Consider the following 21,920-nt stretch of genomic DNA (forward strand, 5'->3'; position numbering starts at 1 on the left):
ACTCCTAAAATTAACTATAAGATTTAGAGAAAAATTCCCTAATTGATAATGAAATTAAATTGAGAATTAATAACATCACCACCAAAACAATAATGGCGGCGGCGGCTAAAGATTGAACTTCCGCCTTTGGATTTTGTAACCAATAGAATATTTGTACTGGTAAAGTGGTATAACTACTGGTTAAGCCTTCCCATGATAAGGGGGGTAAAAACCTTACGGAAGCCTTGGCACCAACTCCAATTAAAGCGGCAGTTTCTGCTAAAGCACGAACTTGAGCAATTAATACCCCAGTTATAATACTTGGTAATGCAGAAGGAATAATTAATTGTTGTAATACTTGTTCTTTGGTCATCCCTACAGCATAACCTCCATTGCGCAGGGTTTTCCCTGTACTTTTTAAAGCAGTACGACAGGTAATAATCAGAGTAGGCAAAGTCATTAAGGTTAAAACTAACGCACCAGAAAGAATACTATAACCCCCTGTTATTGGTTTAAGAAGACGTACAAAAATCTCTAAGCCGAGTAAGCCGTAAATAATGGAAGGAATAGCGGCTAAATTGGCAATACTAACTTCTAAAAATCCATTTAAGGCGTTATTTTTGCGATATTCTTCCAAATAAATAGCACTTCCTACCCCTAAAGGAATCACCATCATTAAGCTAAGTACAAATAGCCAGACACTTCCCACTAACCCTGCTAAAATACCTGATTCTTCCACTCTACGAGAAGAAAAACTGGTTATAAATGTCCAATTAAGACGATTTAAGCCTGTTTCTCCTAAATCCCATAGTAAAATAACTAAAAATATAACTCCAACGGTAGAAGCAAAAAATCCAAAAAATTGTAATATTTTATCTGGTAAAACTCTATTTAGGGGAAGATGATTATTAAGTTTAATATTTTCTCTTTTTGATGATGATAAATAGTAACTTTTTTCTGATAACTTATTATTATTAGATAATAGTATTTCTTTTTGGATTTTACTGTGATTATTATTTGATTTTGATTCTTTGTTTTGTAACCAGTAACTAAAAGTATTGAGAAGAAATGTAGCTAGAAATAGGATAAATCCCACGGTAAAAATTGTTTTGAACATAAGAGAATCAAATTCCACTGTTCCTAAACTTACCCTAATAATAAAGGATGTTATGGTTTCGATCGGTTCAAAAGGATTTAAAGTTAAATTTGGTTTTTGTCCTGATGCGATCGCCACAATCATTGTTTCTCCTACGGCTACAGAAGTAGCGAGGGTGATAGCCGATAAAATTTTTGGTGAGATAGCAGGTAAAAGAATTAAACGAATAACCTCTTGTTTCGTCAACGCCAAGGCATAACCAGAGTTGCGTAATTCTGAGGAGAGAGAAAGTAAGGCATCTTCCGTAAGAGAAGCAATAATGGGAATAATCAAAATTCCGATACATACACCTGCACTTAAAGCATTAAAACCCCCAAGAGAAGGAAAAAAATGACTTTGCAAAAAAGGAGTTAATAATAAAAGAGCAAAATAGCCATAAACTACCCCCGGAATACCATTTAAAGATTCCAAAGATATTTTAAAAATTTTTCTCCATTTATTGGGAGAATATTCCGCTAAATAAATACCTGCTAAAATTCCTAAAGGAATCGCCACAATTAAGGCAATTATAGTTACTAAAAAAGTTCCAGATAATAAAACAATAATCCCAAATTGAGCATCACTAAAATTAGGAGTCCATTCTTTACTTGTGAAAAAATCAAAAATAGAAACTTCTTGAAAAAATCCCCAAGTTTGAGTTACAAAAATACTAAAAATACCGAAGGTAATGATAATCGGAATAAACCCTAAAATTGTAAAGCAAACTTCTTGCCATGATTTACGACGATGAGTTAAATTAAAAGATGATAATTTATACATTATCCTGTCCTTTTTCTACTAAATTATTTAATTTATTTAATGCTAATTCTGTACCTTGAGAGTTACGCACTAAACTTTTTACTACCTCCCTATTTTCTTGGGCAGTATTTACTAAAATCTTGATCTCTGGTTTCAACTGTTGAGCGATACTATTAACACTAGCGGTAGCTTCTGCTATTTGTAAACTCAGTTTTTTAATTTCTTCTGAAATCATATTAAAAGAGATTCCCCTACCATCATCGGAAGGTAAATTTGCTACCATAACACCTGCTTGAAAAGAAAGATTTTCTACTCTTTTACTGATTTTATTAATTAAATCTGTGGCTTGATTAACCATTTTAAATTTATTCTGAAAGTTGTCTCCAATTTCGTTAATTTGTTCTGTAAAATTAATCATGGATTTTACACTTTCACTAAGAGCTTGAAAAGTATTTTTTCCTTCTTTTGATAGTAATAAACCTACATCAGAAAATCTTTGATTGAGATTATTTACCTTTTGAGTTTCTAGAAATAGTTGAGTTTGTTTTTCTTCTAATTCTTTTGTTTGATTTTTTAGTAATTTATTAGCTTCTTTTAAGTCTGCTTGTTGGTGTTCTAATTGATTTGCATACTCTTTTACTTTTTGTTTTTCAATTTCGATCGTATCAGCATAATTCCTCAAATTTTGCTCTTGTTCTAACAATTTATTATTAATTTCTGAGAAGGTTTGAGCTTGATATAAAATTAAAATACTTAGTTCTAACATCCCAATTTCTTCGCCTTTTTTTGTAACTACGATCGGTTCATAAATAAAATCTGCACTGCGTTCTAAGGCAATTTTTACAGCGTCATTTATCTCGGTTTTTAAAGGTATTTTAAGGGGATCATAATTATAACTTTCAATGAGTAATTTTATTGGACGTTTACTATAAATATCTCTTGCATATTCTTTACTCATTTTTTCAAAAAATTTACGTCGAGAAATGACTCCTATTACCTGATTATTTTTTAGAACAAAAACTCCTGAAAGTTTAGGATTTAATAATAATTGTTGTTCTACGATTTCTGTGGCTACCTTAATATCTACTCTGTAGTTATCTAAAGGTAACTGTTTTAAAGTGGTTTGATATTTATTAATATTGCTTTCATTTTTCATGATATTTTATCTTAAGATACCCTCAACTCTCTTGACAAAAGAAAAAAGATGGAGAATAATGAAATGATTTTGAGTTGATAGGATTATAAATTTAAGAATAATTTTAAAGTAAATTACTTATTAAGTTTCAACTATTAATTATCAATTGTCAAGAGTTTTTTTTAATTTTTTACTTAACTTTTATTTAACTAAAACTTAATCTATTCTTAATTCTTTAATAACCTTAATTATTAAATTAATAAGTTATATTTTAGTCGAAGAATAAAAAAAATGTATCAATAAATACATAAAATAATGATTAAATTTAAAATGAATAAAATCAGTAAATTATGGTTATCTTTTCCTTTAATAATTTTACTGACGGGGTTACAATCTTGCACTCAAAATAATTCAGAAGCCGTAACAAAAGTTCCTGAAACCACAGATTTAACAGGAAATATTACTATTGATGGTTCATCCACAGTATTTCCCATTACTCAGGCTATGGCTGAGGATTTTCAGGACGCTAATAATGGAGTTAAAATTGCCATCGGTGTGTCAGGTACTGGAGGTGGATTTAAGAAATTTTGTGCTGGAGAAACGGACATTTCCAACGCTTCTCGTCCTATTAAAAAGGAAGAAATCGAAAAATGTGCACAGGGAGGAATTGAATATGTAGAGTTACCTGTTGCTTTTGATGCTTTATCTGTGGTAGTAAATCCAGAAAATGATTGGGCAGTCTGTTTGACAAAAGAGGAGTTACAAAAAATTTGGCAACCTTCTGCTCAAGGTTCGATCGCCAATTGGAAACAAATTCGATCGACTTTTCCAGATCAACCTATTAACCTTTATGGGCCTGGTACTGATTCTGGTACTTTTGACTACTTTACGGAAGCAATCAACGATAAAAGTGGCGAAAGTAGGGGAGATTATACTGCCAGTGAAGATGATAATTTGATTGTACAGGGAGTTGGTGGGGATAAAGGTGCATTAGGTTACTTTGGTCTTTCTTACCTCGAAGAAAATTTAACTAAAGTGAAACCTGTTGCTATTGATGATGGAGATCCTAGTAATGGCGAGGGTTGTATCGAACCAAGTATTGCAACGGTAGAAACTGGTACATATCAACCTCTAGCTCGTCCTATCTTTATCTATATAAAAAAATCATCTTTAGAACGTCCAGAAATTAAGAGTTTTATAGAATTTTACCTCAGTAAAGATCAAAAATCGATCGTTGATGAGATTGGGTATATTCACTTATCAGACTCTGTGTATGATAAAGTATTAGCTCGTCTTTTAGCACAAAAAACTGGAACTGTATTTTCTAATAATTCAACTATTGGTGTTAAATTAGATGATGTTTTACAAAATTAGGTAATATTTAATACTCAAAATCCATTTTACAAGAAAAAAGTAAGTAGAGAAATATTCAGAAAGTAGTAAGATAAATTAATTAGGACTTTCGCAAAAATAGTTTTTTTCGCATCCAACTCCCAATTATGGGGGAGTCCTGTTAATGATGAAAATTAGCCGAGAAAATCTGAATAAGCTAATGAAAGCACCAGAAAAATCTGAATCTATCAAAAATAAAAACTACTTACATCTTATTTTTATTATTATAAGTTCATTAATATTAATATACTTAAGTTTAATAATTATTAGTAAGATTAATGTTAATATTTTATGGTTTAAAGAGGTTCATTATCTACAAACTTTCTGGAATACTTCTCTTACAAAATTATTTTTGTGGTTAACTACTTTTACCATTTCTCTATCGTTTTTATGGAGTAATTTAGTTATTGCAGAAAAACACAAAAAAAATCAAGCTAATTTTGCAAAGGACGCAAAAAATAAACAATATTCCCAATCTCCTGAACTACAATTAAGATATTTATTACCAATAGTTTTTGCTTTTTCTCTTTTAATTAGCATTAGTCTTGTTTACTATACAAGAATTATCAGTAAGATTTATTATGTTACCCTTGAATTACCTAATTTAAAACCTCCTGTACCTAATCCATTTGATTTTAGTATTTTTCAAAATATCGCGAAAAATTTTTCTCAGGAAGGTTGGATAATTATTGTCATTATTATTTTTGCTATTTTATTGGTTTTTAAAACTCAGTTATGGTTAAAAATTATTGCGGTTTATTATAGTATTTTATTTGCATTTATTTTAGCTGGTTATTGGGGAACTTTTTTACAATTTATTAACAGTATTCCTTTTGATAAAACAGATCCTATTTTTCATAAAGATTTAAGTTTTTATATTTTTAAAATTCCTTTTATTCAAATTATTAGCTTATTGTTACAAGGTTTATTCATCTATACGATCGTATCTGTAACTTTAATTTATTTACTCTCTAATAATAGCGTTTCTGATGGAAAATTCAAAGGTTTTTCTCGCTATCAACTAAGACACTTATACGGTTTAGCAGGATTATTAATGATAATGTTAGCAGTGATTCATTGGCTAAATCGTTATTTACTATTACTATCCACCGATGGAGTCGTTTATGGGGCTGGTTATACCGATATTTATATTAGTTTACCAAGAGAAACTCTCGCTTGTACTTATACTTTCTTGATGGCAATTTGGTTATTTTTTAAGGCTTTTACAGGATCAAGTACAAAAATTATATATAGTTTAAAACATAAGAATAAAGCAATTATTTCCATTTCAACTTTACCTTTTTTTATTTATTTTACCCTTTATCCCTTAGGACTTTTATTAGCGATTATAGTTCAAAATACGATCGTGCAACCCAACGAATTAGCCCTAGAAAAACCCTATATTATCTATAATATTGAACAAACAAGATCCGCTTTTAATTTAGATAAAATTGAGGTAAAAACTTTTGATCCTGAAGGTAATTTAACAGCAAAAGAAATAGAAAAAAATTATCTCACAATTAATAATATTCGTCTTTGGGACACTAGACCTATTTTACAAGCTAATCGTCAATTACAGCAAATTCGTCCTTATTATGTGTTTTATGATGCTGACATCGATCGATATAATATTGAAGATAAGACAGATTCAGGCAAAAATCAAGCCATAAATAAACAAGTAATTATTGCCGGGAGGGAGTTAGATTCACAACAATTACCACCTCAAGCACAAACGTGGGTAAACCAACACTTAGTATATACTCACGGTTATGGTTTTACTATGTCTCCTGTTAACAGAGTTGATAACGGCGGCTTACCCTACTACTTTATCAAAGATATTGGTACTCCTGAAGATCCGGGGGCTTTAAATACATCCTCTGAAGGGGTAAGAAATAGTATCCCCATTTATCGTCCTCGTATTTACTATGGGCAGGCTACAAATGATTACATTATGACAAATACAAAAGTAAAGGAGTTTGATTTTCCTAGCGGTGAAGAAAATGTTTATCACACCTACGATGGAGACGGGGGAATTTATCTTAATTCCTTTAGGCGCAAATTTTTGTTTTCCTTGTATCTGAGAGATTGGCGGATGTTGTTAACGAATAACTTTACCTCAAAAACCCGTATTTTATTTCGCCGTAACCTTTGGGATAGGTTAAAAGCGATCGCACCTTTTTTGTATTATGATAGAGATCCTTATCTAGTGGTAGCAAAAGGTAATAATGATGAATCCAATCATTTATATTGGTTAATAGATGGTTATACCATATCAGATCACTATCCCTACTCTGATGCAGGGGATAATCTCTTTAACTATATTCGCAACTCCGTTAAAGTGTTAATTAATGCGGAAGATGGCAACGTTATCTTTTACATCAGTGATGAGAGTGATCCCATTATAAAAGTGTGGAGTAAAATTTTCCCTGAATTATTCCAACCTTTAAGTAATATGCCCGATGATATTAAACAGCATACACGCTATCCGATCGATTTATTTAATACCCAATCAGAAAGACTATTAACTTATCATGTCACTGATCCTCAAGTATTATATAACAGAGAAGATCAATGGCAAGTACCCGAAGAAATTTATGGTAGTGAAGTCTTATCGATGCAACCTTACTATTTAATTATGAAGTTACCCATTGCAGATAAAGAAGAATTTATTTTATTACATCCTTACACACCTATTTCTCGCCCTAATTTAATCGCATGGTTAGCCGCTCGATCGGATCGAGAAAATTATGGTAAATTATTACTGTATCAGTTTCCTAAACAAAGGCTAGTTTATGGCCCTAGTCAAATTGAAGCGTTAATCAATCAAGATCCGATTATATCAGGTCAAATCTCCTTATGGGATCGTCAAGGATCAAAAGCAATACAAGGAAACTTATTAATTATACCGATCGAAGAATCATTATTATATGTAGAACCAGTATATATTGAAGCAGATAAAAATAGTGTACCAACTTTAGCAAGAGTAATTGTCGTTTATGAAAATAAAATAGTCATGGCAGAAACATTGAGAAAAGCCTTAGAGAATATTTTTGGTGAAGGTAAACCAGATGATTCTCCTATTGTTCGTTTTTTGAAAAATTCATCTATCAATTAAACTTAGATTTTGCACTCATAGTGAAAAACATCTCAGTTTTTAGGTTGCAGGTTTTAGGTTAAGAATATAATTGCTGACTCTGAACTCAGTTATATTAGTTATGGTTAAAAAATATTCATGAAAATTATGGCTTATTATTGGTTTAAAACATTTCACCTCATCGGCATTGTTGTTTGGTTTGCAGGATTATTCTATCTTGTACGTTTATTTGTTTATCATGCAGAAGCACAAGAAAAACCAGAACCAGCACAAAGTATTTTAAAACAACAATATGAGTTAATGGAAAAACGTCTTTATAACATCATTACCACTCCCGGAATGATTGTTACCGTAGTAATGGCGATCGGATTAATTAGTACAGAAACAGATGTGTTAAAATCTCCTTGGCTACATATTAAATTTTTATTTGTAGGCTTGTTGTTGATTTATCATTTTTGGTGTGGCAGAATCATCAAACAGCTAGAAAAGGGAGAAAACACATGGAGTGGACAAAAATTTCGAGCGTTAAATGAAGCCCCTACCTTACTTTTATTAGTTATTGTTTTATTAGCTGTATTTAAAAATAGCTTTCCTTTAGATATTGCCACTTGGTTAATTGTTGGTTTAATTATTGTTATGGCTGGAAGTATTCAATTTTACGCTAAAATTCGTCGTCAAAATGAAGCTAAACTCAACAGCGAAAATCTGGTTAAAAATAATTAATTAATAATATTTAGCAATTAGCAATTTAATCACTTTTCTCTAAATTAAGCTAAAATAACGGCAATTATTTATTCTTGGAGACAAATTTAATCATGCTCAAATCAATGTTAATTTCTTCTTTAGTTTTAACAACTGCCAACTTAATTATTTTACCAGCGATCGCAGAAGCTCAAACTCCTACGCCAGAAACACAATTACCATTAGCGGATACTTTTCAGCCCGGATTTTGGCAACCAGTAGCAAGAGTTGATACGAAACAACCTATCACTCTCACAATTATTAATGAAAGTGGAATTATTTTAGATTATGCCCTAACAGATGCTAGTGTTGAACCTATGAGGCTAGAAAAAGATGCTAAAACTACGATGGAAAATTTTAAACCTCCAGCTTATATCGTTATCTATCCTGACATAAAAGAACCAAATAGTTCGAGAATTAATCTTAAATATTTTGTTGAAGTTACTGCAAATAATACAATTGAGTTAAGAGTACGAAAAATAGACAGTATTAGTCAAGGAAATAGAACTTTTAACTTACAAAATACTGGAGCAATTTTCTTATTTTAAACCTCTAAATATATCCATTTATCATGTTTTAAAAAATTATAGAAGACATAAAATTTTGTTTTCTATATATTTACTAAAGTACTTTTTTAGTAAACTTTATCTATGAACAATTATCATTTACTAATTGAAAAAGTAACTCAAGCCTGTATAAATAAAAATGCGTTTATTTTTGCTTCTTTATTTTCTCAAGATGGTATAATTATTTTGAGTAAGAATAATATCATTAATAGAGCAGATATTGAAAAAATTACTCACGATTATTTCTCCGTTTTAAAATATATAAATATTGAAATTCACTCTATTATTATTGAGAAAAATAAAGCCTTTATAGAATGGTCATGGTCAGATTATAACTTAAAAACTAATAGTGAAAAGAGCCAGGATAATGTTATTGTTTTAGAATTTAAGCAAGATCTAATCTACCGTTGGCGAGAATATAAAGGTTAAAATAAATATTATTTTATTTAATAATATGAAACATATCTAAATTGATAGTCATTTTAAATAAAAATGAAATATAAAAAAAAATCTGATAAAAACTTAACCTAGTAAGAAAAAAAGAACAAATAAGAGTACTAAAGGTTTAATTTTATTATGATATGTAAATTACACAAATTTTACTAATTGATAATGGTCAATTATATATTATTGAACCTGTGAAGTTCTCATAAAAAATAATTATTTGTTGCTAATTTTTAAGTCCAATGCACCTTTAGGATAAACAATTCTTTGATGATTAAATTGTTGCCAAATATTGACAAAAACTTCTGCAATAGTGGGTAATTCTTCATATTTTATACCACTATTATCTAACTGATGATCTCGCCAACGGGCTTTAAAAATTTTGTTAATCATTGCCATTGCTTGATCTGGAGTCGCATCTTTCAACGATCGTAGTGCTGCCTCACAACCATCTGCTAACATTACAATACCTGTTTCTCTCGATTGTGGCACAGGACCATCATAACGGAAAATCGTTTCATCAATATTGTGAATATTTTTTCCTTCCCCTTCCGCTTGAGTTTTTGCTTGATAATAGAAAAAAGAGATTAATATAGTGCCTTGATGTTGGGGAATAAAATCGATAATAGCTTGAGGTAAACCACATTTTTTAGCCATGATAATACCCTCGCTGACGTGTTTTTTGATAATTTCTGCACTCTGGTAAGGATTATTAATAATATCATGTTTATTTGGACCGCCCATTTGATTCTCAATAAAACCAAGAGGATCGTGCATTTTACCTATATCATGATAAAGTGTTCCGGCTCTCACTAATTCAACATTACAATGAAGTTGACGAGCGGCCGCTTCTGCTAAACTGGCAACAAACATGGTATGTTGAAATGTACCCGGTGCTTCTGTGGCTAATCTTTTTAATAACGGACGATTAGGATTTGATAATTCTGCTAAACGTATAGGAGTAATTAAATCAAAAAATCTTTCTAAATAAGGAGAAATACCCAGGGCTAAAATACTATAAGTTAAGCCAACAGTGCCATGCCAAATAGCACCGGGTAAAATAGTGTACCAGATTGTTCCTGCTGTAGCACTACCAATTAAATGGACAATGAAATAAGTTGTTCCTTGAGTTAATCCGACTCCTGCACCTAGTAAGGCTAATTCTTCTCTGGAATGAAGACGACTTGCCATCAAAGAGGCTAATATTCCTCCGGCAAAAGACGGAATTAAGTATTCCCAGCCCATCATCTCTGTTTGAAATAGGGTTAGTCCTGTCATTATAGTTACATTAGTTAAGGCTAAAGTAGGCCCATAGAAACTACTAACTAAAAATCCTAATGCTGGTAATGAGTTATATCCAACATCAAATACACTAATAACAGGAACAGAAATACTTAGTAACCATAGAAGTACTTGATCTCGTCTTCTTAGTCTGCCTTTAATTCTATTGGCGATCGCCATAAAAGAAAATACAGAAAAAGTTACTAGAACAGAAGAACCAGCAACTCCAGTCCAATTAATACTGCGACGACTTAAGTTAAAGTTATCGAGTAAAACAAAGTCTGTCTGGGTAATTTTTTCCCCTGCATCGACGATAACTTCATTTTTTTTGATAGAAACAACTACAGGTTCGATCGATAAAGCAGTTCTTTCAGCCCTTATTTTTGTAGCTTCTTCATCAACTGTAAGATTAGAGTCAAGATTTTTAAACAGCAACTTTACCGCAATATTATTCACTTCTTTCGGAAGACGATTTTCTAAGTGAATTTCGACAGTTTTAAATTTGATGTCATCAGGTAATCCGGGAGAAATTCCTTGAGTAAGAATTTTTTTCGCCACATTATTGACTTCTATTTTGGTTTTTTCCCAAGTTTGAGAATCTATATCTAATAAAATACTTTTTTCCTCGTCATCAAGATCACTAATGTTAGATTGATAAATTTGACTTAGGGAATTTTGATAATTGTCTCGATATAGTTTTAATTTAGTGAGAGTATTTTCAAACTCATTAGGACTAACTTTTTGTTTATAAACAAACAATGATTTAATTTTCTCATTGTAGGAAAAAGATGGTTGAGACGATTCAATATCTTTGAGGAGTTTTTCCCACTGAGATTCAGAAATGGAATATAAATATTTTTGGGTAGAGAAAGGTAAGATATTTGTTTCAACGAGGGGAGTTTGATTAATTAGGAGACGAAGAGTGTCTATTTCTTCGAGTTTGCTATTTAGCCTGTTAATAATAGTCTGAGTTAAAGTTAAATCTTGTTGCAATACTGGCAATAAACCATTGCGAGTTTTTCTTCGTAATTCTTCTGTACTTTTTTGATCTAAGAAGTCTCCATCACCCGGAGCAATTATTTTAGTAGGAGAAATAGTGCCAACGGCTAACTCTGGTTGGTTGTAGAAACGATAACTAACCAATCCGGTAATTGTGGAAACAGATAATAACACCATTACTGGTGAATGAATTTTATAGACCCATTGAAATATAAAAGGTTTATTTTCGTCTCTATATTTGGAACAATTTAACTCTCCCGTAGAATTTTTTACAGTAAAGGTTTGATGAGATTGATTTTGCCACTTCTTGAAAGTGTGACGAATTAACTGTAACGTGTTCATATTATCGTAATTTGACTACAAAGACAAATCATAAATGTTTAATCTTAATTTGAATGAATACTCCTCTACTGAATCTGATACTATTATAGTTTATTTGTTTTGTTCTATTACGATCGATCAATGTAAAATTGAGAATTGAGAATGAAAAAAAATATGATCGAATCAAAAATAAAAGTAGGAGAAAACTTGTTTTTGTCTCCTATGGGATGTGGTACATGGGCGTGGGGAAATCGTTTTTTATGGGGTTATGATCCTAGTATGGATAACCAATTACAGCAGGTTTTTAACTTGCACGTTTCCCAAGGGGTTACTTGGTTCGACACTGGAGATTCTTACGGTACAGGAAAATTAGACGGACGCAGTGAGAGTCTTTTAGGTAAATTTAGTCAAGAGTATCAAGGTGATCATCAACAGGATATTACGATCGCCACAAAACTAGCTGTTTATCCTTGGCGTTTAACTCCCAAATCTATGATTAAGGCTTGTGAAAAATCTGCTCAGAGATTGGCAAGATCGATCGATTTAGTGCAAATGCACTGGTCTCCTGCCAAATATCTTCCTTGGCAAGAAAAGCCTTTATTAGATGGTTTAGCCCAGTTATATCACCAAAAAGCAGTAAAAGGGATCGGGTTATCTAATTATGGGGCGAAAAATTTACAACGAGCTTATGAATATCTTAAGGAAAAAGGAGTCAAAATTAGTACTCTCCAAGTGCAATATTCTTTACTTTCTACTTATCCTTTTGTGCAGTTGGGATTAAAAGAATTATGTCAGGAGTTAAACATTCAAATTATTGCTTACAGTCCTCTTACTTTAGGTATTTTAACTGGGAAATACCAAGATTTGACAAATTTGCCATCAGGGCCCAGAAAAGGCTTATTTAAAGAATTATTACCAAAAATTAAACCTTTACTACAAACTTTGGAGGCGATCGCCAAAGATAATGGTAAAACCATGGCACAAGTAGCCATAAATTGGTGTATTTGTCAAGGTACAATACCGATTCCGGGGGCAAAAAATTTGACTCAAGCTAGAGAGAATATTGGGGCGTTGGGGTGGCGTTTATCTCCATCGGAAGTGCTAGAATTAACCTCGATCGCTGTTAATTTGGATAAACAGATGATTCAAAATATTTTTCAAACGGAATAAAATAATTATGGTTCTTTCACTTTGAGTATGATAAATTATGTTTTAAAAAAGGTCTTAGGTATTAGGTGAAATTAAAACTGTCAATTGTTCATTGCTCATTTTTCATTGTTCATTGTTCATGGTTTCTGAGGAGTTCTTTGACAAACAATAACGGTATTTGTATAATGTTCTAAACTATCAACCATTAACCATCAACAATCAACTATTAATTTTTAGGGGCTTGATCTTCGAGTCCCTTAACTTTTTGGAGATAATAATATTTTTATGAATTGGAAGCGATCGCTGTTAGCAATTTTAACTATACTGTCTATGTATAGCGTTTTTTTTGCCCTTAGTCAGAGTTTAGGTGAACCTCAAGTTCAAGCACAATTGGAATTATATCAAACGAATTTGATTCTCAACGCCTCCTCATGGAATCCCTCACAAGAAAATATTAGTAGTATTAGTCAGAATTTGATCGGTGAAAATCCTCTTTCTATTGCTCGATCAAGTTACGAAAAGGCTTTGACTTTAACTCAAGATTCTCTTAATAAATTAAAAGAAAATGAAGACTCGATCGCCACAGAAACCCCTAGACAACAACTAAAAAAAAGTATAATTCAAAATGAAAAATTGATAGATGAATTAAATCTGAAATTAGGAATTATTCTTGCAGAAGAAAATAATCTTGATTTAGCGACTAATTATTGGCAACAAATATCAAATAAAAATATATCAGAAACCTTAAGCGATATTTGGGTAAAACAGGCTTATTTTGATGAAAAACTAGAAGAAAAAATTACTAATAAATTAGATAGTTGGTTTAAACTAAAAATTTTAGAAAAGAATTATAACAACGCCAATAATCAAATTAAAGTAGAAGAAATAATATATCAACAACAAAATTTAGCAGAAAAAGCTATTTATAGATTATTTACCTTGAGCTTAATTCCCGTTTTTGGCGGAATAATTGGTTTTGGTTTAATTATATTTTTACTAATTCAATTACTCACAAAAAAACAAGATTCTATTCTTGCTATAAATTATAATATTTCTTGGGAATCTCCTTGGGATTGGGAAATTATTTGGCAAGTTTTCATCGTTGGTTTTTTCTTCCTGAGTCAAGTACTATTGCCCATTATTTTTGGTATTGGTGGTTTTAATCCTGCGGTTTTAGGTATCAAGGGTAAAGCCTTATACGTTTTACTGAGCTACTTTTTAATGGCAGGGGGAGGATTATTAGTGTTGTATCTTTCCTTAAAACCCTTTTTTCCGTTGCCTCAAGATTGGTTTAAAATCACTAATAAAAATTGGTATTGGTGGGGAATCGGCGGTTATTTAGTGGCTATTCCTTCTGTTTTTTTTGTCTCAATCCTCAATCAACAATTGTGGCAAGGCAGAGGAGGTAGTAATCCCCTATTACTTCTCGCTTTAGAATCTCAAGATAAATTCGCCTTAGCAATCTTTTTTATTACTGCTTCCATTGCGGCACCAATCTTTGAAGAAATTATGTTTAGAGGTTTTTTACTACCGTCTCTCACTCGTTATCTTCCTGTTTGGGGTGCTATTATTGTCAGTGGAGTTATTTTTGCGATCGCCCATTTAAGTCTAGCAGAAACTATACCCCTCGCAACTTTAGGGATTATTTTAGGTATAGTCTATACTCGATCGCGTAGTTTATTAGCGTCTATTATTCTACATAGTTTATGGAATAGTGGCACATTATTTAGCCTTTTTCTACTTGGAAGTAAACTTACATAAGTCGGATTTGCTGAATAAATCCTTTTCCCTATCCACATCCACCTGTCTTATTGATTGATACCCATAGAAAACTATATAGATTTTGTCTTATTCCCCTCTCCCTGTCCACCTGTCATACTGTCTTGTCTCTACCGACAGAAAAATACATGAATTTTAGCTTACCTCACAGAATAATATAGTTCAGCACCAATTCCTCCATACTGTTTTAATTTTTCTGCACCCTCACCATAAACAAATTCAACCTGTGCACCTGATAAAATAACTTCAACAATAAGAGAGTCAAATTCTTCTGTATCCATAGGATAAGGAATTACTAAAGTTTTTACTCTCGCTTCACTTAACGCTTTTTCAACTCCTTGTTTTTCAATTACCGCAGTAGCATTTTTATTAAATTTATAGATCAAGTTCTCTACAACAGTAACATCATGATCCTGCTCATAAGCGTAGGCGATAGGGCGAACAATCTCAGCGATTTCGTTATCGGCAAGTTTGAAGTCCATCGGTTCAATGGCAACTACTAAGTTTCTAACGGCGGGATTAAGAGCATTTTTAATTTTTCCTGCTTGTTTCAAATTACCACCAAAAATAATACGAGAATCTTCTAAATGATCGAGAAAATATTGATTGATTTCTGTTACCATTTCCCTGATAAAACGAACGTCAAATTCTCTGTCACGGCGATCGTCTGTAAGGGTATTCGCTTTGCGTCCAAATTTGCGAGACAATTCATGTTCTGTCTCTATCCTTATTTCATTAGTCGATCGAGTTAAAAATACTTCTACTATTCTCGCTTCCGAACCAGAGAAAAGGATGGCAGAATATTCTTTATACTGATCCATAGCAAATAAAAGGTGCTTAATTTGTGGCAATCCATAATATATTGCCGTTTTCATGGGTATGGGTAAATCAACACCGATTATATCTTTAAAATCAGTGAACACAACAATCGATCGACCTGTGGGCTTTTCACTCTGTAGATAATTCATGATCATTGTTTCCGTCTCAGACCAAATTTTCTGATTATCCCAACGCTTCATTTCTTCTGGATCTAATTGAGACTCAATTCGTTTTAACTCGTTTTTTAATTCAATTTGCCATGCTGGTTGTTCTCTTCTATTATCTGGATTTGTGGAATCAATATCTACATAAACACTTAAAATAGGATTGTTTTGATAATTATGAGTACCAACAAATTCAGTAAATATTTCAAGTATTTGGTGTATATCGGTTTTCATGTTTTTTGATATTTTGATTAAGTGAAGTGCGATGATTAAATAATTATTTCTCGTGATCTACATTTAATTTTCGATGATTCATCGATTTTTAAGTGTTAACTTTTATAACTATAGCAATCCTAAATGAGTTGTAAATAATCAAAGATTATCAAAAATCAAGCCAAATCCTTGTTAGTAATGACCAATGACAAAATCTTTACGTTTTGAGACACAACCTAAATAGAAATGCTATATGTATTTTTCTTCTATTAAAATTCCATTACATTACAAAGTGACACTACTCGATCGAGACAAAACAGGTTAACGTTTAATTACTTATTCCTAATTAATAATTAACTTATGTTTTCTTTAACTCAAACCAGTTCACGACAAAGAGAAATTATTGAAATAGTCTTGGGAAATGGTTGGGAATATATGCGTGGTATTCTTACAGGAGGCAAATCCGATAAACCTCAACTACCACCTCCTGAAGTTTTTCGCAAAATCTTAGTGCAATTAGGCCCTTTTTACGTCAAATTTGGTCAGCTACTCAGTACTCGTCCTGATTTACTACCTCCTAAATACATAGAAGCATTAACAGCACTTCAAGCACAAGTTCCCCCCGTTGCATGGGGTTTAATTGAACAAACTTTAACACAACAATTAGACCAATCCCTAGAAACAATATTTACAACGATCGATCGTCAACCTGTAGCCGCAGGTTCGATCGCTCAAATACACAAAGCCACCTTAACTACAGGAGAAGAAGTAGCCATCAAAGTACAACGACCTGATATTGATAGAATTGTTAATCAAGACGTAATTTTGATCAAAGGGATTGCGGAAATTATCTCCTTAACTGACTTTGGCAATGAATATGATGTGGTTAACTTAGCAGATGATTTTACCAAAGCCGTACTTGCAGAATTAGATTTTCATCAAGAAGCCAACTTTACCGATAAATTAAGACAAAATCTGAGTAATAGTCCTTGGTTTGACTCTCAACAACTCACTATCCCCAAAATTTATTGGCAATTTACCACTCAAAAAGTTTTATTCATGGAATGGTTAGACGGTAAACCAATTCTTTCTGCTGATATTCCCAACACTCCCAAAACAAGACAACAAGTTAGTACCCTATTATTTAGAGCTTTTTTTCAACAAATATTTATTGATGGTTTCTTTCATGCCGATCCTCATCCTGGCAATATATTCTACCTTGATAACAACAAAGTCGGTTTAATCGATTGTGGCATGATTGGCAGACTGGATCCTAAAACTCAACAACTACTAACAGAAATGTTATTAGCGATCGTTGATATAGATGCCCAAAGATGTGCTCAGCTTACCCTCGAACTGTCAGATACTAATGCTATTCATACCAACATCGCAAGATTAGAAAATGACTATCAAAAAATGCTCAGAAAATACTATAACCTCAGTCTTTCTCAATTAAATTTTAGTGAAGTATTTTACGAGATTTTAGAAGTTGCCCGATCGAATAAAATCAAATTACCTAGTAACATGGGATTATTTGCCAAAAGCCTTGCCAATTTAGAAGGAGTTGCTCGAAAATTTAATCCTAATATCAATCTTCTCGAAGAAATAAAACCTCTCATAACGGATCTTTTTCGCCGTCAATTTATTGGTGATACTCCTTATCAGACTCTATTTAGGACAGTTTTAGACTTAAAATCTATTACTTTACGATCGCCCCGCCAAATAGATTCAATCCTCGATAGACTCAGTTCAGAAACTTTCCAATGGCAACTACAAATTAGGGAAATAGAAGGCTTAAGGCGTAGTGTCGATGACTCAGCGAACCGTTTATCCTTTAGTATTGTTGTTGGCTCATTAATTATGGGGGCAGCAATCATTAGTACTGGTGCAACCACCGGACAATTAATATTCTTGAGTAACATTCTTTTTGCCGTTGCCACCTTACTAGGATTATGGCTTATTATCAGTATCCTTCGATCGGGCAGACTGAAATAAATTTAGTCAATCATCCAGTTATAAACATTATGATTAGTAAATAAAAATTTTGTTCACTAAATTTTCTTGTTTCAGATACAACCAACAAGAAATTAACTTTCTTGACTTGAGTTTGATATATAGCATTTTTTATGGTTACGAGGTACAAAAATAAAATTAAAGTCTTCCTTCTTAAAAGATTTAAGCATACCTCATTAGTCTAGAAATTGTTATAAAAACAGGAATCCCACCATAGTTTAGTTAGGGGTTGGGTGGCAAAAAACTATTTTTGCGAAAGTCCTCATTAAGCACTTGTCATTTCAAATTTTATAAGTTACGATATTTGCAATAAACTAATTAAAAACCGTTCAGGAAGAACAGGAGGTGATGCCCATGATAGATAGTAGTAGTAATATGGTGGGTTTTCTGGAGATTCAAGCTCGGCTGTGTGCTGGGGCTGTGTAATCAGAAAAAGATTACAGACTGGATTAACAAAAGTTAAAAGTCTTGACTCATTATTCCTTCCAGCAGTCAGAACTTTGGAAAACTAGAAAATCCACATTTCACTCAAAAGCAAACGCCCTTTTTCCTTGATTAGTCATAGGTGAAAGGGTTTTCCAGTTATAGAGGTTAACAATAAGTTAGGAACTCTTAACAAAATCTTTAGATTTATTAGTGATCAATTTATGTTTTCGTGCTAACATAACATTATGAAACTGTTAAGGCTTTATTTTTTAATAAAATTACTGACAGCAAAAAAGTAAGGTGTGAGGAAACTAAAACTATGAAAAAGAATTTTTGGCAATCGATTAAAATAACCCCTATATTAGTGGGTGCTAGTCTGTTAGCTACTTCCCAAGTTCAAGCCAACGAAATCTCTCAAGCGAATCCTGAAGTGGATGCGCAAATCATCAATCAGCTAGATACCTATAGTTCCGAAGGTGGTACTTCTTCTAAAGATCAAGTTACCAGTGTTTCTCAACTTAGAGATGTTTCTCCTACCGATTGGGCTTTTGAAGCTCTCCGTAGTTTAGTAGAACGTTATGGTTGTATCGTTGGTTATCCTGATCGTACCTTCAGAGGAAATCGTGCTTTAAGTCGTTATGAATTTGCCGCTGGTTTAAACGCTTGTATGCAGCAAATGGAGCGTTTAATTGCCGCTAGTGAAGCAGTAATGAAAGAAGACATTGAAAAACTAAAACGCTTAATGGCTGAGTTTGAAAGTGAATTAGCCGCTTTAGGTGCAAGAGTTGACAACTTAGAAGGTAGAGTTGCTTTCTTAGAAGATCACCAATTCTCCACCACCACCAAATTAAAAGGGGAAGTCATTATGGCTTTAACCCAAAACTTTGAAGATGGAAACCAAGCTATTCTTGCTGATCGTGTTCGTTTAGCATTAAATACCAGTTTCACTGGAGAAGATACCTTAATCACTCGTTTATCAGCAGGTAACGCAGGTGCATTTAACGTAAATGGAACGAATACTTTCCGTACTGGTGGATTACCCGCTACAAACAGAGGTGTTTCTGGACCTAGTGCAACCTTAAATCAGACTTTCAACTTATATCCCGGAGCAAATAACGATGTCCAAGTCGATTGGTTAGCTTATTACGCACCCATCAAATTAGGAGAAAATACTGAAATTAAAACCTATGTAGCAGGTTGGGGCGGTATCCACAGCGACTATGCACCTACATTAAATCCCTTCTTTGAAGACTACGATGGTGGTAATGGTGCCTTGTCTCCTTTCGCCTCTGAAAGTCCTATCTACCGTATTGGTGGTGGTTCTGGGGTTGCTTTCAGCTATCGTTTAGGTTTCTTAGAAGGACTTTTAGGACCTAGTACTGCTACTGTCGGTTATTTGGCGGGTGGATCACCTAACTCTCCTGAGCAAGGACAAGGTATATTCAATGGAGATTCTTCCATTTTAGGTCAACTTAACTTTAACATGAGTGACACTTTTGCGTTAGGTTTCACCTATGTTAACGGTTTCCACAAAGCTGATAGTCCTGTATTTGGTAACGGTGCTGGTAGTGGTTTTGGTGTAGTTGGTACTCAATTAGCAAACCAATCTAACAGTCAATTAGATAGTATTTTGGGTGCTCGTTTTCCTGGTGCTACTGTGGATCAAGGTGATAAAATCAGTAATTCTTACGGAAGCCAAGTGGCATGGCGTGTTACTGATGGCGTTAGCTTGAGTGCTTTCTTCAACTATACTAATTTAACTCGTATCGGTCGTGGTAACGATGATATTTGGAGTTATGGTGGTGGTGTTGCCTTCCCTGATTTATTTAAAGAAGGTAGTGTTTTGGGTATCTTTGCTGGGGTTCAACCTTATAACGGTAGTGCTACTTATTTTGTAACTGATGGTGGTGGTAATTCTCGTCGTGTTCGTATTACCTCTGATAATATCCCTGTTCATGTAGAGGCATTCTACAAATATCAGTTAACCGATAATATTTCCGTTACTCCTGGTGTTATTTGGGTAAGTAATACTAATCAAGGAAGTAACCAAGATGGAATTATTGGTACTTTAAGAACCACTTTCACTTTCTAATTTGAATCAATTAGTTTAGTCTAATACTTGAACCTCTACTTGTTAATTCAGGTAGGGGTTTTTTAATGAATGTTTAAAAAATATTTTTATGAATAAACTAAAATGACGGTTAATATGTGGACGGAAATTATTAAGGCAATTATTAAACATACTAATTCTCACTTTGAATTAATTAATTATCGATCGATTGGTGGTGGATGTATCAATCAGGCTTATGAACTTATCGGTAAAAATATTAGCTATTTTGTGAAGTTGAATAGTGCATCACAGATAGAGATGTTTAAAGCTGAATCGATCGCTTTAGAAGAAATGTACAATACAAATACGATCGTTGTGCCGAAACCGATTTGTTATGGTATATCGGGTAATAATAGTTATCTTGTTTTAGAATATATCAATTTAGGCCGTGGAGATAGTCGATCATGGCCATTAATGGGACAAAAATTAGCCTTATTACATCAAGTAAAAATAGAAAAACCCTTCGGATGGTATATTAATAATACGATCGGATCAACTTCACAAATTAACGATTGGAAAGATAGTTGGGCGGATTTTTTTGCAGAAAAAAGAATTGGCTATCAACTAATATTAGGGAATCGGCGAGGAGGTAACTTTAAAAATAGTCAGGAAATTATTGAAAAAGTACGAGAAAGTTTATTTAACCATCATCCGAAACCTTCTTTAGTTCATGGAGATTTATGGTCTGGAAATGCGGGATTTACTCATAGTGGAGAGGGTACTATTTTTGATCCTGCTTGTTACTATGGCGATCGAGAAGTGGACATTGCCATGACAGAATTATTCGGTGGTTTTCCTTCCACTTTTTATGAAGGATATAATCAACAATGGTCTTTAGATAAAGGGTATAACCAAAGAAAAAATATTTATAATTTATATCATATTCTCAACCATTTCAACTTATTTGGTGGTAATTATGAAATTCAAGCGAAAAGAATGATCAAAGAAATTTAATATAAAAATGTTAATTGATAATTGTCTATTTAAAATGTTAATGAGTAGTAGATAAAATTGGTGTAGTTACTTTTACTTGAGGTTTAATAACCCTTAAACTAGGGAAAAGAAAATGATTCTCTTCCACATATTGAGCTCCAAATAATCCTTTTTCTGCCCAAAAATATCTATCAGTAGTATGCTCATTTCTTTTAACTACTAAAAGGGCAGGGGGTTTAATCCCATTAGCTCGGATATGCTTTCTAGCGGCAGTTACTGGCTTATCTTCTCCACTCTCGATATAGTAGTGAGGTACAAGTTCTAATATTTTTCGTCCCTCAAGGCGGCGGCGACTTTTACGCTTTCTTTTCCGTGCCAACCTTACTTCCTCCTTCATAAGTTAAATGTTCTATTTACTACATTTTGGGGAATTATATAACGTTTTTTCTAAAAAGTCAATAGCCTTTC

Annotated in this window: 15 protein-coding genes; 10 read left to right on the forward strand and 5 right to left on the reverse strand. The window is 32.8% G+C overall.

The window, feature by feature from the left end; translation table 11 throughout:
* Nucleotides 1-10: 10 nt before the first annotated feature.
* On the reverse strand, nucleotides 11-1,894 hold the full coding sequence (gene pstC, locus GM3709_RS08540; RefSeq protein ID WP_066118318.1) for a phosphate ABC transporter permease subunit PstC: 1,884 nt from the start codon (nucleotides 1,892-1,894) through the stop codon (nucleotides 11-13).
* Nucleotides 1,887-3,029, reverse strand: coding sequence for a hypothetical protein (locus GM3709_RS08545; protein WP_066118321.1), 1,143 nt, complete (start codon nucleotides 3,027-3,029; stop codon nucleotides 1,887-1,889). Before GM3709_RS08545 ends, pstC begins: the two co-directional genes overlap by 8 nt.
* A gap of 309 nt (nucleotides 3,030-3,338) precedes the next feature.
* On the opposite strand from GM3709_RS08545, the gene GM3709_RS08550 reads away from it, so the two are divergent.
* The 5 genes from GM3709_RS08550 to GM3709_RS08570 all read left to right on the forward strand — a co-directional run bounded on the left by GM3709_RS08550 (nucleotide 3,339) and on the right by GM3709_RS08570 (nucleotide 9,230).
* Nucleotides 3,339-4,382: a PstS family phosphate ABC transporter substrate-binding protein gene (locus tag GM3709_RS08550; protein WP_082713059.1), complete on the forward strand. Its 1,044-nt coding sequence runs from the start codon at nucleotides 3,339-3,341 to the stop codon at nucleotides 4,380-4,382.
* A 142-nt stretch (nucleotides 4,383-4,524) separates the two neighbouring features.
* Entirely contained in the window at nucleotides 4,525-7,515 is a 2,991-nt protein-coding gene (locus GM3709_RS08555) for a UPF0182 family protein (protein ID WP_231937644.1), read from the forward strand.
* Between the two features lie 126 nt (nucleotides 7,516-7,641).
* Nucleotides 7,642-8,217: a protoporphyrinogen oxidase HemJ gene (gene hemJ / locus GM3709_RS08560; RefSeq protein WP_066121825.1), complete on the forward strand. Its 576-nt coding sequence runs from the start codon at nucleotides 7,642-7,644 to the stop codon at nucleotides 8,215-8,217.
* Between the two features lie 104 nt (nucleotides 8,218-8,321).
* Nucleotides 8,322-8,783, forward strand: a complete 462-nt coding sequence (locus GM3709_RS08565; RefSeq protein WP_231937645.1) for a hypothetical protein — start codon at nucleotides 8,322-8,324, stop codon at nucleotides 8,781-8,783.
* Between the two features lie 102 nt (nucleotides 8,784-8,885).
* A complete protein-coding gene (locus GM3709_RS08570) occupies nucleotides 8,886-9,230 on the forward strand; it encodes a hypothetical protein (protein ID WP_066118327.1) in 345 nt (114 codons plus the stop codon).
* Nucleotides 9,231-9,461: 231 nt separating this feature from the next.
* Here GM3709_RS08570 and GM3709_RS08575 read toward each other — a convergent pair whose 3' ends face one another.
* Nucleotides 9,462-11,867, reverse strand: a complete 2,406-nt coding sequence (locus GM3709_RS08575) for an HD family phosphohydrolase (protein WP_066118329.1) — start codon at nucleotides 11,865-11,867, stop codon at nucleotides 9,462-9,464.
* A 141-nt stretch (nucleotides 11,868-12,008) separates the two neighbouring features.
* Here GM3709_RS08575 and GM3709_RS08580 point away from each other — a divergent pair, with 141 nt between their 5' ends.
* Together GM3709_RS08580 and GM3709_RS08585 are read left to right on the forward strand one after the other, a co-directional pair.
* A complete protein-coding gene (locus GM3709_RS08580; RefSeq protein ID WP_231937646.1) occupies nucleotides 12,009-13,016 on the forward strand; it encodes an aldo/keto reductase in 1,008 nt (335 codons plus the stop codon).
* A gap of 264 nt (nucleotides 13,017-13,280) precedes the next feature.
* A complete protein-coding gene (locus GM3709_RS08585; protein ID WP_066118331.1) occupies nucleotides 13,281-14,756 on the forward strand; it encodes a CPBP family intramembrane glutamic endopeptidase in 1,476 nt (491 codons plus the stop codon).
* Nucleotides 14,757-14,914: 158 nt separating this feature from the next.
* On the opposite strand, the gene GM3709_RS08590 is transcribed toward GM3709_RS08585, so the two are convergent.
* Nucleotides 14,915-15,991, reverse strand: coding sequence for a hypothetical protein (locus GM3709_RS08590; RefSeq protein ID WP_066118333.1), 1,077 nt, complete (start codon nucleotides 15,989-15,991; stop codon nucleotides 14,915-14,917).
* Between the two features lie 339 nt (nucleotides 15,992-16,330).
* Between GM3709_RS08590 and GM3709_RS08595 the strand changes: the two genes are divergently transcribed.
* From GM3709_RS08595 to GM3709_RS08605, 3 genes are all read left to right on the forward strand, one after another.
* Nucleotides 16,331-17,965: an AarF/ABC1/UbiB kinase family protein gene (locus GM3709_RS08595; protein WP_066118335.1), complete on the forward strand. Its 1,635-nt coding sequence runs from the start codon at nucleotides 16,331-16,333 to the stop codon at nucleotides 17,963-17,965.
* A gap of 763 nt (nucleotides 17,966-18,728) precedes the next feature.
* Nucleotides 18,729-20,501, forward strand: a complete 1,773-nt coding sequence (locus GM3709_RS08600) for an iron uptake porin (RefSeq protein ID WP_066118337.1) — start codon at nucleotides 18,729-18,731, stop codon at nucleotides 20,499-20,501.
* A gap of 114 nt (nucleotides 20,502-20,615) precedes the next feature.
* Nucleotides 20,616-21,473 (forward strand): fructosamine kinase family protein, encoded by an 858-nt coding sequence (locus GM3709_RS08605; protein WP_066118339.1) that lies wholly within the window; start codon nucleotides 20,616-20,618, stop codon nucleotides 21,471-21,473.
* A 37-nt stretch (nucleotides 21,474-21,510) separates the two neighbouring features.
* Here GM3709_RS08605 and GM3709_RS08610 read toward each other — a convergent pair whose 3' ends face one another.
* Nucleotides 21,511-21,831: a DUF3155 domain-containing protein gene (locus GM3709_RS08610; RefSeq protein ID WP_066121830.1), complete on the reverse strand. Its 321-nt coding sequence runs from the start codon at nucleotides 21,829-21,831 to the stop codon at nucleotides 21,511-21,513.
* Nucleotides 21,832-21,920 lie beyond the last annotated feature (89 nt).

This window comes from Geminocystis sp. NIES-3709, assembly GCF_001548115.1.
Lineage (GTDB): Bacteria > Cyanobacteriota > Cyanobacteriia > Cyanobacteriales > Cyanobacteriaceae > Geminocystis.